This is a genomic window from Streptomyces eurythermus (genome assembly GCF_014649115.1).
GTDB classification, from domain to species: Bacteria; Actinomycetota; Actinomycetes; order Streptomycetales; family Streptomycetaceae; genus Streptomyces; species Streptomyces eurythermus.
This window is the reverse complement of the sequence record NZ_BMSK01000024.1, coordinates 1-12,887: the sequence shown is the minus strand read 5'-3', so window position 1 is coordinate 12,887 and position 12,887 is coordinate 1. Positions and strand designations below refer to the sequence as shown.

Genomic DNA, 12,887 nt, shown 5'->3' with positions numbered 1-12,887 from the left:
GCCTCGCCGCCGGCCCGGGCTTACGCCCACCGCACCGCCGGCCCCGGCTTACGCTCAGCTGCTCGCCGGGCCGCCGGCCCCCGCTCACGCCGGCCGCTCAGCCGGGCCACCAGCCCCCGCCTCCGCCAGTCGCCCAGCCTCGCCGCCGGCCCGGGCTTACGCCCACCGCACCGCCGGCCCCGGCTTAGCCCAGCCGCTTGCCGGGCCGCGGGTCCCCGCTCACGCCAGCCGCCCAGCCTCGCCGCCGACCCCGGCTTACGCTCAGCCGCTCGCCGGGCCGCCGGTCCCCGCTCACGCCAGCCGCTCAGCCGGGCCACCGTCCCGCCTCCGCCGGCCGCCCTGCCGAACCGCCGGCCCCGGCTTTCGCCCTGCCCGGCCGCCGGGCCACGTCCACGCCCGGTCGGCGGGCCGGAGCGCCGGGCCCCGTCCCGGCCCGGCCGCTCACCCCGGGCGCTCGGCGACGCGCCCTGCCCGCTGGCCGTAGCGGGGGATCAAGGTGTCGGGGATGTCAGGCGGGCCGCCTCGCGGGCGCAGCCCCATGCCACCGTGACGCCCGCGCCGCCGTGGCCGTAGTTGTGGACCAGGACGCGTCCGTCCGGCAGGAGCTGTCGTTCCAGGCGTACCGCCGTGCGGGCCGGGCGCAGGCCCACTCGGTGGGCGAGGATCCGGGCGCCGGCGATCTCGGGCCGGACCGACGCGCAGCGGGCGACGATCGACGCGGCGGTGCCGGGGTCCGGCTCCAGGTTCCAGTCGTCCTCCTCGGCCGTGCCGCCCAGCAGGAGCCGGCCGGGCTGCGGGATGACATACGTGGACGCGGCCGAGGAGTCGTCGACGGTGGTGAACCACTCAGTGACGCCCGGGTTCTCCACCACGACCAGCTGCCCGCGCACCGGACGCACCGATGGGTCCGGAACCAGGGAACGGGCCCCGAGCCCCGCGCAGTTGACCACCACGGCGGCGGGCACGGCCGCGAGGTCGGTCACCTCGCGGAGTTCCACCGTGCCGGCCGCCCGCTCCAGCCGCCGCCGCAGCCACGCCAGGTGCACCGGCATGTCGGCCACCGGCAGCCGCGCCGCCAGCCCCCCGGCCACCGCCCGCAGCCCCGGCACCCGGCCCGCCCAGCCGCCCAGCTCCGCGAGGTGCGCCCCGTGGTGGACGCCGTCGACCAGGCGCACCCCGGTCTCCTCCGGGCGCGCCGCCAGCTCCTGGTACACGCGCAGGGACGTAAGGGCCCACGCCCCGACCAGCGGCTCGGGTTCGATGCGGTACGGCCACCACAGGCCGCCGGCGACCGCCGAGGTGGTCCGCTCGGCCGGCTCCCGCGCCCACACCCGTACCCGTCGCCCCGACTCGGCCAGCAGCACGGCCGTCGTCAGCCCGGCGACCCCGCCCCCGACCACGATCACTTCGTCCCTCGGCTCAGTGTCCACGCCAGGACGATAGGCCCCGTACGGCCCACCCGGCAGACCGGGGGCGGACCGTGCCCCCGGCCCCGGTGACCGGCCGCGCACGTGGCCGGGGCCGGCGCGGGGCGCCGTTAGGATCGGCGTCCTGATGACTGCCACCCTCGTTGCCAAGAACCTCGCCGCCGGACACGGCGACCGGCCCCTGTTCTCCGGGCTCGACCTGGTCGTCGCGCCCGGCGACGTGATCGGGCTGGTCGGCGCCAACGGCGCGGGCAAGTCCACCCTGCTGCGGATGCTCGCCGGACTCACCCCGCCCGAGCAGGGCGAACTGAGGCTGTCCCCGCCGGCCGCGACCGTCGGCCACCTGCCGCAGGAGGCGGAGCGCCGGCCCGGCGAGACCGTCCGGGAGTTCCTCGCCCGCCGCACCGGTGTCACCGCCGCCCAGCGGGCCATGGACGAGGCCACCCAGGCGCTGGTCGACGGCGCGCCCGGCGCCGACGACGCCTACGCCACCGCCCTGGAGCGCTGGCTCGGCCTCGGCGGCGCGGACCTGGACGAACGCGCGGAGGAGGTCGTCGACTCGCTCGGCCTGGCGGTGGACCTGGACCAGCCGATGACCGCCCTGTCCGGCGGCCAGGCGGCCCGTGCCGGCCTCGCCTCCCTGCTGCTGTCCCGCTACGACGTCTTCCTCCTGGACGAGCCCACCAACGACCTCGACCTGGACGGCCTGGAGCGTCTGGAACGGTTCGTCACCGGGCTGCGCGCGGGCACGGTCGTCGTCAGCCACGACCGCGAGTTCCTCACCCGCACGGTCACCAAGGTCCTCGAACTCGACCTCGCCCAGCGGCAGATCAACCTCTACGGCGGCGGCTACGCGGCCTACCTGGAGGAGCGCGAGGTGGCCCGCCGGCACGCCCGCGACGAGTACGAGGAGTACGCCGACAAGAAGGCCGCCCTCCAGGACCGTGCCCAGACGCAGCGGTCCTGGATGGACAAGGGCGTGAAGAACGCGCGCCGCAAGGCGGGCGACAACGACAAGATCGGCCGCAAGTTCCGCAGCGAGGCCAGCGAGAAGCAGGCGGCCAAGGCCCGCCAGACCCAGCGCATGATCGAACGCCTGGAGGTGGTCGAGGAGCCCCGCAAGGAGTGGGAGCTGCACATGGAGATCGCCTCCGCCCCGCGGTCGGGCGCGGTCGTGGCGACCCTGCGGGACGCCGAGGTGCGGCGCGCCGGCTTCACCTTCGGACCGGTGTCGCTCCAGGTCGACTGGGCCGACCGGATCGCGGTGACGGGCGCCAACGGCGCCGGCAAGTCCACCCTGCTCGGCGCCCTGCTGGGGCGGATCCCGCTGGACTCCGGGCACGCGGCCCTCGGCTCCGGTGTGCTGGTCGGCGAGGTCGACCAGGCCCGGCGGCTGTTCCACGGCCCCGAAACCCTGCTGGACGCGTTCCGCGCGGACGTCCCCGACACCGAGCCGGTCGAGGTCCGCACCCTGCTGGCGAAGTTCGGCCTGAAGTCCGACCACGTCCTGCGGCCCGCCGAGACCCTCTCCCCGGGCGAACGCACCCGCGCCGCCCTCGCCCTGCTCCAGGGCCGGGGAGTCAACCTGCTGGTCCTCGACGAGCCGACGAACCACCTGGACCTGCCCGCCATCGAGCAGCTGGAGTCGGCCCTCGACTCCTACGAGGGCACCCTGCTGCTGGTCACCCACGACCGGCGCATGCTGGACGCGGTCCGGGTGACCCGGCGCCTGGAGGTGGCCGACGGCAAGGTGACGGAGCGTTAACTCCCGTCCGGGGCGGCCTCCTTCGCCGCCCGTGCGACCCGGCCGTAGTGGTCCGGGTCGTGGGGCGCGACGTTGAGGCCGTCCGACCGCTGGCCCACGACGCCGTCGATCAGCTCGCGCACGATGTCGGCGTGCCCGGCGTGCCGCTGGGTCTCGGCGACCATGTGGGTCAGCGTCCGGTGCAGCGTGATCTCCCCGGGCGCGCCCGGCACCCGGCCGACAGCGTCCAGGGGGAGCGCCGCGATGGTCTCGTCCGCGTGCGCGCAGGCCCGCCGGTACCGCTCGACGATCTCCTCGCGGGTCTCGTCGGCCCGCGCCCACAGGTCCGAGTCCGGCTCGGCGTCACCCGTCACCCACAGGGGCGTACCGGCGAAGGGCCGGCCGAAGGCCGCGCCGAAGTACAGGGCCTCGGCACCCGCCAGATGCTTGACCAGGCCCAGCAGATTGGTGCCGGTGGGCGTCAGCGGGCGCCGGATGTCGTACTCCGCGAGGCCGTCGAGCTTCCACAGCAGCACGTCACGCGCGTCCTGGAGATACACCTGAAGGTCGGCTTTGGGATCTGATCCTGTCATGGGACGAGTCTGACGATCAGGTGATCCTTGTCCAGGGGTTGTCCGGGGCCGGGCGAAGGCACCGCCCGGCCCCGGACCCGTCGCGTCAGCGCTTCTTCTGGTCCAGCAGCCCCGCGCGGCGCAGGGCGTCCGCCATCGCGCTGTTGGCGGGCGCCGGGGCCTGGCGCCCGCCGCGGTCGCCACCGCCCCGGCCCTGCCGCTGCCCCTGGCCACCGCCCTGCCGCCGGCCCTGGCCGCCGCCACCCTGCCGCTGCTCCTGTCCCTGGCCGCCGCCCTGCCGCTGCTGGGGCGGGCGGGCACCGCCGCGCTGCGGCCGGCCGCCGCCCTGCCCCTGCGGGGCCGCCTCGTCGTCCAGCCGCAGCGTCAGGGCGATCCGCTTGCGCGGGATGTCCACGTCGAGGACCTTCACCTTGACGATGTCACCGGGCTTGACGACATCGCGCGGGTCCTTCACGAACGACTTGGACATCGCCGACACATGCACCAGGCCGTCCTGGTGGACGCCGACGTCCACGAACGCGCCGAACGCCGCCACGTTCGTCACCACGCCCTCCAGGACCATCCCGGCGGCCAGGTCGGAGATCTTCTCCACGCCCTCCTTGAAGGTGGCCGTCCTGAAGGCGGGACGCGGGTCGCGGCCCGGCTTCTCCAGCTCCTTCAGGATGTCGGTGACGGTCGGCAGACCGAAGGTGTCGTCCACGAAGTCGGCCGGCCGCAGCGAGCGCAGCACCCCCGTGTTGCCGACGAGGGACGCCACCTCCTGGCCCGTGGTCTTCACCATGCGGCGCACCACCGGGTAGGCCTCCGGGTGCACGCTGGAGGCGTCCAGCGGGTCCGTGCCGCCCCGGATGCGCAGGAAGCCCGCGCACTGCTCGTACGCCTTCGGGCCGAGCCGCGCCACCTTCTTCAGCTCCGCGCGGGAGGTGAAGGGGCCGTTGGCGTCCCGGTGCGCCACGATGTTCTCGGCCAGCCCGGCGGAGATGCCCGACACGCGCGACAGCAGCGGCACGGACGCGGTGTTGACGTCCACGCCGACGCCGTTCACACAGTCCTCGACGACCGCGTCCAGCGAGCGGGACAGCTTCACCTCGGACAGATCGTGCTGGTACTGGCCGACCCCGATGGACTTCGGGTCGATCTTCACCAGCTCGGCCAGCGGGTCCTGCAACCGCCGCGCGATGGACACCGCGCCCCGCAGCGACACGTCCAGGTCCGGCAGCTCCCGCGAGGCGTACTGCGACGCGGAGTACACCGACGCGCCCGCCTCGGACACCATCACCTTGGTGAGGTTCAGCTCCGGGTGTTTCGCGATGAGTTCACCGGCGAGCCTGTCGGTCTCGCGGGACGCCGTGCCGTTGCCGATCGCGATCAGCTCGACCGCGTGCTCCTTCGCCAGCCGCGCCAGCGTGGCGATCGCCTGGTCCCACTTGTTGGCCGGAACGTGCGGGTGGATCACGTCCGTGGCGACGACCTTGCCGGTGGCGTCGACCACGGCGACCTTCACCCCCGTACGGAACCCCGGGTCGAGGCCGAGCGTGGCGCGGGTGCCGGCGGGGGCCGCCAGCAGCAGGTCCCGAAGGTTCGCCGCGAACACGTTCACCGCCTCGTCCTCGGCGGCCGTGCGCAGCCTCAGGCGCAGATCGATGCCGAGGTGCACCAGGACGCGGGTGCGCCAGGCCCAGCGGACCGTGTCCGTCAGCCACTTGTCGGCCGGGCGGCCCCGGTCGGCGATCCCGAACCGGGATGCGATGACGCCCTCGTACGACGACGGTCCCTCGGTGGGCTCCTCCGGCTCCAGGACGAGGTCCAGGACCTCCTCCTTCTCCCCGCGCAGCATCGCCAGGATCCGGTGCGAGGGCAGCTCGGTGAACGGCTCGGCGAAGTCGAAGTAGTCGGCGAACTTGGCGCCCGCCTCCTCCTTGCCCTCGCGCACCTTCGCGGCGAGCCGCCCGCGCACCCACATGCGCTCGCGCAACTCGCCGATCAGGTCGGCGTCCTCGGCGAACCGCTCGGTCAGGATCGCCCGGGCCCCCTCCAGCGCGGCCTGCGGTTCGGCCACGCCCTTGCCGGCGTCCACGAACGCGGCGGCCGCGGCCTGCGGTTCCACCGTCGGATCGGCCAGCAGCCCGTCCGCGAGCGGCTCCAGACCCGCCTCGCGCGCGATCTGCGCCTTGGTGCGCCGCTTGGGCTTGTACGGCAGGTAGATGTCCTCCAGCCGCGCCTTGGTCTCGGCGCCGCGGATCCGCGCCTCGAGCTCCTCGGTGAGTTTGCCCTGCTCCCGCACCGACTCCAGGATCGCCCTCCGCCGGTCCTCCAGCTCCCGCAGATAGCGCAGCCGCTCCTCGATCGTGCGCAGCTGCGCGTCGTCGAGCATCTCGGTCGCTTCCTTGCGGTAGCGCGCGATGAAGGGCACCGTCGAGCCGCTGTCCAGCAGCTCCACCGCGGCCTTGACCTGCCGCTCCCGTACGCCGAGTTCCTCGGCGATCCTGCCTTCGATGGACCCTGCTCCGAGGGACCCGGGTGTGGTCACGTCCCGTACCGCCTTCTCCACTGGGGTTGCGCGGCAATTGTGGCAGGTGGAGCCGGCCACCGGGGATCAGGGCGGCGCCCGGCGGGGCGCCGGGCCCGGGCAGGTCAGGCCCGGCTGCCGCGCGCGGTCGACGAGGCTCCGCCGAACAGCCGGGCGAGCGCCCGGAACGGCAGCGTGACCACCGTCGCGACGGCTCCGCCGATCTGCCGCAGTACGTCTGCGAGGGCACGGAACACGGCACGGTCTCCTCTCGTCGGGGAACTTACGCGCACCGGGTACCGCACGACGGCCCGGGAAATCACGGGGGACGACGAAACCCCGGCCCGGGAAACGCGGGAGGACGGCGGACCCCGGCTCGGGAAACCACGGGATGGTGAACTACGGCCCGGGCAACCGCGCGACGACGAACCCCGGCCCGAAAAGCCGTGGGCAGCGTGACCGGCCGGCCGCCACGCGGCCCGGACGTCCGTGGACCGCGCGCCTCAGCCCGTCGTGGACGTCGTCCAGGTGAAGCGCGGCTGCCGGCGCTCCAGGAACGCGGCGACCCCCTCCGCGGTCTCGCCGCTCTCGCGCGCCCGCGCCGCCCAGTGGGCGTCCCGGTCGGTGCGGCCGGCCGCGAACTCCTTGGCGGCGGCCTGGGTGAGCTGCGAGCGGGACACCAGGACCCCGGTCAGCTCCGCGGTCCGCTTGTCCAGTTCCCCCTCGGGTACCACCTCGTCCACCAGACCGGTGCGCAGCGCCCGCCCGGCGTCGATCAACTCCGCCGTGAACAGCAGGTACTTGGCGGTGGCCGGGCCCACCAGGGACACCAGCCGACGGGTGGCGGAGGCCGGGTAGACGATGCCGAGCCGCGCCGGGGTCACCCCGAACAGGGCCCCTTCCTCCGCCAGCCGCAGATCGCAGGCCGCCGCCAGCTGCGCCCCGCCGCCCACGCAGTGCCCGCGCACCGCGGCGACGGTCGGCCTGGGGAACGCGGCCAGGGCCTCCTCGGCCGCCACGGCGAGACCCTGCGCCTCCTCCGGCGAGCCCTGGAGCGTGCTGATGTCGGCGCCCGCGCAGAAGGTGCCGCCCTCACCGGTCAGCACCAGCGCCCGGACGTCCGGGTCGGCCGCCAGGGTGTCCAGCAGCGGGGGCAGGGCCCGCCACATCGCCGCCGTCATGGCGTTGCGCTTGGCGGGATGACGGATCACCACGGTGGCGACGGAGCCGGCGATGCGATGGGACAGCTGGGGGTCCATGCGGCGGATCGTAGCGGAGGCGCCGCGCGGCGCCTCCGGGGGAGCGGGCGGCACGGCCGGGCAAACCCGTACAACCCGACTAGTTCGCGAACCGGCGCCCGGAGAACAGGAGCAGTCCCGCCCGCGACCATGTCGGACGCGGTCGGTCAGAAAGCGTTCGATACCCGCTGACTTGTGTTCAGTTGTCCGGGCGGGAGCGCATCGTTACCAACACTCGACGTGTGGTGACAATCGAGCGCGAGGACGGCGACCGGACGATGGACGACCACGGGCACGGGAACGGCCCGCGCCCGGCGGAGGAGGGCGAACGGCCGCCGGACCCCCTGCCCTACGAGGGCGTCTGGCGGTTCACCGCCGCCGCGGTGGACGCCTCGGTGCCGCAGGCCCGGCACGCGGTGCGGGACCTGCTGCTGCGCCAGGGCGTACCGGCCTCCGACGACCTGGTGCACGGACTGCTGCTGATCGTCACCGAGCTGGTCACCAACGCGGTGCGGCACGCGGCGCTGCTGTCGCCGGTGCTCGCCGTGGAGGTGGCCGTGGGCGCCGAGTGGGTACGGGTGTCGGTGGAGGACAACCACCCCTACCGCCCCACCGCCCTGGAGGCCGACCACGGCCGCACCGGCGGCCGGGGACTGCTCCTGGTCCGCGAGGTGGCCCGGGAGGCGGGCGGGGTGGTCGACGTGGAGCACACCGCGAGCGGCGGCAAGGTGATCTGGGCCGCCCTGCCGCTCAAGCCCCCGGCGCCGGCGTAGCGGACCGGATCACCAGCCGGCGGTCGGGCCGGTCAGCTCCCTGATCGCCGGCCGGGCCGCGTCCAGGACGGTCATGAACCAGGCCGAGAACGGGTCCCGGGCGTGCCGCTCGGCCAGCTCGTCCGCCGTCACGAAGACGGTCTGGGCGACCTCCTCCGGGTCCGGCGCGGGCGGCGCCTGCACCAGGCCGACGAACAGGTGGTTGTACTCCTGCTCCACCAGGCCCGAGACGGGGTCCGGGTGGTTGTAGCGGACCGTGCCGGCCGCCGCGAGCAGCGACGGCGACACGCCGAGCTCCTCGTGGGTGCGCCGGGCCGCCGCCGTGAACGGCGCCTCGCCCGGGTACGGGTGACCGCAGCAGGTGTTGGACCACACGCCGGGGGAGTGGTACTTGCCGAGCGCCCGCTGCTGGAGCAGCAGCCGCCCCCGCTCGTCGAAGAGGAACACCGAGAACGCCCGGTGCAGCCGCCCCGGCGGCTGATGGGCGGCGAGTTTCTCCTCGGTGCCGATCGTCACGCCGTTCTCGTCGACCAGTTCCAGCAAGATCGCCTCTGCGGTGTCCTCCGACGAGCCGTGCGGCGCGGTGGCGGGTGTGATCGGCATACGCATCCTTCGCTTCGGTCCCAGCTTCCCCAGTCTGCCGTACGGATCCGGCGCCCCGGCCGCGCCCCGCGGCTCCGCGCGGCGCGGCACCGGATGCCGGACCCGGTAGCCCATCGTGCCCGGCCCCCGCCCCGGGAAACCGGCCGGGGCACGCAGGGCGGCGCGGCGCGGCCGGGCCGCCCGGCGCCCGGGCCCTCGGTGGCAGAGCCGCACCGTCAGTGGCAGAGCCGCGCCTCGTGCTCCGCGTGCCCGCCCGGTTCCAGCTGGAACGTGCAGTGCTCCACGTCGAAGTGGTCGCCGATGCAGCCCTGGAGTTCGTGCAGCATCTTCTCGTTCCCGATGGCGTTCAGCACCTCGGAGCTGACCACCACGTGCGCCGACAGCACCGGCATGCCCGAGGTGATGGTCCAGGCGTGCAGGTCGTGCACGTCCTCCACGCCGTCCAGCGCCAGGATGTGCGCCCGCACCTGCGCCATGTCGACGCCCTTGGGGGCCGCCTCCAACAGCACGTCCAGCGTCTCGCGCAGCAGCTTCAGCGTGCGCGGCACGATCATCAGCCCGATGACCAGCGAGGCGACCGGGTCCGCCGGCTGCCAGCCGGTGGCCAGGATCACCGCCGCCGACACCAGCACCGCCACCGAGCCCAGCGCGTCCGCGGCCACCTCCAGGAACGCGCCGCGCACGTTCAGGCTCTCCTTCTGCCCGCGCATCAGCAGCACCAGCGAGACGGAGTTCGCGACCAGGCCCACCAGACCGAACACGATCATCAGCCCGCCCCGGGTCGGCGCGGGCTCGACGAACCGCTGGACCGCCTCGTACAGGACGTATCCCCCGACCCCGAGCAGCAGCAGACAGTTGGCCAGGGCCGCGAGGATCTCGGCGCGCGCGTAGCCGAAGGTGCGGTTGGTGCTCGGCGGGCGGCCCGCGAAGTGGATCGCCAGCAACGCCATGCCGAGGCCGACCGCGTCGGTCGCCATGTGTGCCGCGTCCGCGATCAGCGCGAGCGAGTCCGCGACCAGGCCGCCGACGATCTCCACCACCATGATCATGAGCGTGATGCCCAGCGCGACGCGCAGCCGGCCGCGATAGGCGGCCGTGGCCGTACCCGGGGCCGGCGCGTGGGAATGCGCGTGCCCGTGGTCGTGCCCTGCCCCCATGACTACCGCCTTCCGTTCGCCTGCCCGGAGGGCCAGTGAACTACGGGTAGGGGGTATTGGCAACGCGGCACTGAACACCGTTGTCATGTGCGCTGACCTGCGGAAACGTTCCGCAGGTCAGCGCGCCGGCCGGCCCGCCGCAGACACGTCCCCGGCCGGCGGCCCTCCGCCACACGAACGCCTCCCCGCCACGGCCGGTGCCGGACCCGCCCCGGTGGACCCGGTGCCGCCCCCGACGGAACGGCCCGGCGTCCGGCCGCCCGGCGCCCTGATCGCCCGGTGTCCCGGTTGCCCGGGTCTGCTCCACGGGTTTGTGGGCGGGGCCCCGGATCCCTGATGATGATCGCGGCAAAGGCCGGGTCAGCCCCGGTGGACCGGGCCGTGAACGGCCGGTGAACGCGGGCTCCGGCCCATCCGATAGCCTCTGCCGACATGCCGCCCGGTGCCGCAGGCCGGGGCGCCCCACCATGCAGCAGACCGGCGCCGCGCGCCGGCACCCAGGGAGTGAGTTCGGTTGTCGACCGCCATCGTCACCGGTCAGCCGGTCCCCGGATCGTCACTGGAGAACGATCTGCGGTCCCTCGGCTTCGACGTGCGCGTGGCCGCCGACGCCGCCGAGACCGAGACCCTGCTCGCCGCCGTGCCGGCCGACCGGCGCGTCGCCCTGGTCGACGCCCGCTTCGTGGGCCACCCGCACGCCCTGCGCCTCGGCCTGACCGACCCGCGCTTCCCGCTCGCCGCCGTACCCGGCGCCGTCACCGCCCAGCCCGCCGCCCGGCAGGCCCTCACCCGGGCCGTGGCCCGCGCGGCCTCCGCGCCCCTCCGCCCCGCCGAGGGCAGCGCCCCCGCGCTCGCCGTGGACAGCCTCGCCGACCGCGTCGCCGGCGCCCTGGCGGACGACGGCGACGCGGTGCACCGGCCCGAGCTGGGCAGCCTGGTCGCCACCGTGCCCGCCGATCCGCGGGCACGGGACGAGGCCCGGCGGGCCGTCGCCGCCGTCGACGAGGAGGCCGTCCGCCTGAAGTCGGCCGTGAAGTCCCGCGACGGCTTCTTCACCACGTTCTTCATCAGCCCCTACTCGCGCTACATCGCCCGCTGGTGCGCCCGCCGCGGCCTGACCCCGAACCAGGTCACCACGGCCTCGCTGCTCACCGCGCTGATCGCGGCCGGCTGCGCGGCGACCGGCACCCGCGGCGGCTTCGTCGCGGCCGGCGTGCTGCTCATCGCGTCCTTCGTGCTGGACTGCACCGACGGCCAGCTCGCCCGCTACGCGCTGAAGTACTCCACCCTCGGCGCCTGGCTCGACGCCACCTTCGACCGGGCCAAGGAGTACGCCTACTACGCGGGCCTCGCCCTCGGCGCGGCCCGCGGCGGCGACGACGTCTGGGCACTCGCCCTCGGCGCGATGGTCCTGCAGACCTGCCGGCACGTGGTCGACTTCTCCTTCAACGAGGCCAACCACGACGCCACCGCCAACACCAGCCCCACCGCCGCCCTCTCCGACAAGCTCGACAGCGTCGGCTGGACGGTCTGGGTGCGCCGCATGATCGTGCTGCCGATCGGCGAGCGCTGGGCCATGATCGCGGTCCTCACCGCGGCCACCACCCCGCGCATCACCTTCTACGCCCTGCTCGTCGGCTGCGCCCTGGCCGCGGCGTACACCACGGCCGGCCGGGTGCTGCGCTCGGTGACCCGCAGGGCCCGGCGCACCGACCGGGCCGCCCGGGCGCTCGCCGACCTCGCCGACTCCGGGCCGCTCGCGAACGCGGTCCGCCGGGTGTTCCGGCGCGGCCTGCCCGGTTTCGCCGTGCCCGCCGTCGCCCTGCTCGGCGGCGCCGCGGTCGTGGCCTGTTCCGCCCTCGCGGACTTCGGCGGCGCCCTGCCGGTGGCCGGGGCCCTGGTCTACGTCCTCACCTCGGCCCTCGCCGTGGCCCGCCCGCTCAAGGGCGCCCTGGACTGGCTGGTCCCCCCGCTGTTCCGGGCCGCCGAGTACGGCACGGTCCTCGCCCTCGCCGGTAAAGCGGGGGTGAACGGAGCCCTTCCCGCCGCTTTCGGGCTGGTGGCGGCCGTCGCCTACCATCACTACGACACGGTGTACCGCATCCGCGGCAACGCCGGAGCGCCCCCGGCCTGGCTGGTGCGCGCCATCGGTGGGCAGGAGGGGCGGACGCTGCTCCTGACCGTCCTGGCCGCCGTGCTCACCGCCGCGCAGTTCAAGGCCGCGCTCACGGTTCTCGCCGTGGTCATCGCCCTGGTGGTGCTCGTCGAGAGCGTCCGCTTCTGGGTGTCCGCCGGGGCGCCCGCCGTACACGATGAAGGAGAAACCGCATGATCGGCCTCGTGCTGGCGGCCGGCGCCGGACGGCGTCTGCGCCCCTACACCGACACGCTGCCCAAGGCGCTGGTGCCGGTGGGGCCCGAGGGTGTGGAGGGTGAGCCGACGGTCCTGGACCTGACGCTGGGCAACTTCGCCGAGATCGGGCTGACCGAGGTCGCGGTCATCGTCGGCTACCGCAAGGAGGCCGTCTACGCGCGCAAGGCGGCGCTGGAGGCCAAGTACGGCCTGAAGCTGACGCTGATCGACAACGACAAGGCCGAGGAGTGGAACAACGCCTACTCCCTGTGGTGCGGCCGTGACGCGCTGCGGGACGGGGTGATCCTCGCCAACGGTGACACCGTGCACCCGGTCTCGGTGGAGAAGACACTGCTGGCCGCCCGGGGCGACGGCAAGAGGATCATCCTCGCCGTGGACACGGTGAAGAAGCTGGCCGACGAGGAGATGAAGGTCGTCGTCGACCCCGCGAAGGGGATGACGAGGATCACCAAGCTGATGGACCCGGCGGA

General features: G+C 74.5%; 11 protein-coding genes. 4 read left to right on the top strand and 7 right to left on the bottom strand.

Annotation, left to right across the window (positions count from 1 at the left end; genetic code table 11):
• Positions 1-491: 491 nt before the first annotated feature.
• The gene (locus IE251_RS34345) at positions 492-1,406 is read right to left on the bottom strand and encodes an FAD-dependent oxidoreductase (protein ID WP_189756942.1); all 915 of its coding nucleotides are present in this window, start codon (positions 1,404-1,406) and stop codon (positions 492-494) included.
• Positions 1,407-1,554: 148 nt separating this feature from the next.
• Between IE251_RS34345 and IE251_RS34340 the strand changes: the two genes are divergently transcribed.
• Complete coding sequence (locus IE251_RS34340) at positions 1,555-3,192, top strand: ABC-F family ATP-binding cassette domain-containing protein (protein WP_189756862.1); 1,638 nt, start codon at positions 1,555-1,557, stop codon at positions 3,190-3,192.
• Here the strand turns inward: IE251_RS34340 and IE251_RS34335 are convergent.
• The 4 genes from IE251_RS34335 to IE251_RS34325 all read right to left on the bottom strand — a co-directional run bounded on the left by IE251_RS34335 (position 3,189) and on the right by IE251_RS34325 (position 7,532).
• Positions 3,189-3,764, bottom strand: coding sequence for a DinB family protein (locus IE251_RS34335; RefSeq protein ID WP_189756861.1), 576 nt, complete (start codon positions 3,762-3,764; stop codon positions 3,189-3,191). The two genes, IE251_RS34340 and IE251_RS34335, sit on opposite strands and share 4 nt — an antisense overlap.
• A gap of 85 nt (positions 3,765-3,849) precedes the next feature.
• On the bottom strand, positions 3,850-6,294 hold the full coding sequence (locus IE251_RS34330) for a Tex family protein (RefSeq protein ID WP_189756860.1): 2,445 nt from the start codon (positions 6,292-6,294) through the stop codon (positions 3,850-3,852).
• Between the two features lie 104 nt (positions 6,295-6,398).
• Entirely contained in the window at positions 6,399-6,530 is a 132-nt protein-coding gene (locus tag IE251_RS41795; RefSeq protein ID WP_268253357.1) for an LPFR motif small protein, read from the bottom strand.
• Positions 6,531-6,776: 246 nt separating this feature from the next.
• Positions 6,777-7,532, bottom strand: a complete 756-nt coding sequence (locus IE251_RS34325; RefSeq protein WP_189756859.1) for an enoyl-CoA hydratase/isomerase family protein — start codon at positions 7,530-7,532, stop codon at positions 6,777-6,779.
• A 257-nt stretch (positions 7,533-7,789) separates the two neighbouring features.
• Here IE251_RS34325 and IE251_RS34320 point away from each other — a divergent pair, with 257 nt between their 5' ends.
• Positions 7,790-8,284 (top strand): ATP-binding protein, encoded by a 495-nt coding sequence (locus IE251_RS34320; RefSeq protein ID WP_189756941.1) that lies wholly within the window; start codon positions 7,790-7,792, stop codon positions 8,282-8,284.
• A gap of 9 nt (positions 8,285-8,293) precedes the next feature.
• Here the strand turns inward: IE251_RS34320 and idi are convergent, their stop codons facing one another.
• Both idi and IE251_RS34310 read right to left on the bottom strand, forming a co-directional pair.
• Positions 8,294-8,887, bottom strand: a complete 594-nt coding sequence (gene idi, locus IE251_RS34315; RefSeq protein ID WP_189756858.1) for an isopentenyl-diphosphate Delta-isomerase — start codon at positions 8,885-8,887, stop codon at positions 8,294-8,296.
• 215 nt (positions 8,888-9,102) lie between these two features.
• Positions 9,103-10,044, bottom strand: a complete 942-nt coding sequence (locus IE251_RS34310; protein ID WP_189756857.1) for a cation diffusion facilitator family transporter — start codon at positions 10,042-10,044, stop codon at positions 9,103-9,105.
• Between the two features lie 514 nt (positions 10,045-10,558).
• On the opposite strand from IE251_RS34310, the gene IE251_RS34305 reads away from it, so the two are divergent.
• Both IE251_RS34305 and IE251_RS34300 read left to right on the top strand, forming a co-directional pair.
• Complete coding sequence (locus IE251_RS34305) at positions 10,559-12,376, top strand: DUF5941 domain-containing protein (RefSeq protein WP_189756856.1); 1,818 nt, start codon at positions 10,559-10,561, stop codon at positions 12,374-12,376.
• A partial coding sequence (locus tag IE251_RS34300; RefSeq protein WP_189756855.1) for a phosphocholine cytidylyltransferase family protein occupies positions 12,373-12,887 on the top strand: 515 nt, incomplete at its 3' end. The genes IE251_RS34305 and IE251_RS34300, both read left to right, overlap by 4 nt.

Coding starts and splice junctions, on each gene's coding strand:
- IE251_RS34340 (WP_189756862.1), top strand. CDS start 1,555: ATGACTGCCACCCTCGTTGCCAAGAACCTCGCCGCCGGACACGGCGAC.
- IE251_RS34335 (WP_189756861.1), bottom strand. CDS start 3,764: ATGACAGGATCAGATCCCAAAGCCGACCTTCAGGTGTATCTCCAGGAC.
- IE251_RS34325 (WP_189756859.1), bottom strand. CDS start 7,532: ATGGACCCCCAGCTGTCCCATCGCATCGCCGGCTCCGTCGCCACCGTG.
- IE251_RS34320 (WP_189756941.1), top strand. CDS start 7,790: ATGGACGACCACGGGCACGGGAACGGCCCGCGCCCGGCGGAGGAGGGC.
- idi (WP_189756858.1), bottom strand. CDS start 8,887: ATGCCGATCACACCCGCCACCGCGCCGCACGGCTCGTCGGAGGACACC.
- IE251_RS34310 (WP_189756857.1), bottom strand. CDS start 10,044: ATGGGGGCAGGGCACGACCACGGGCACGCGCATTCCCACGCGCCGGCC.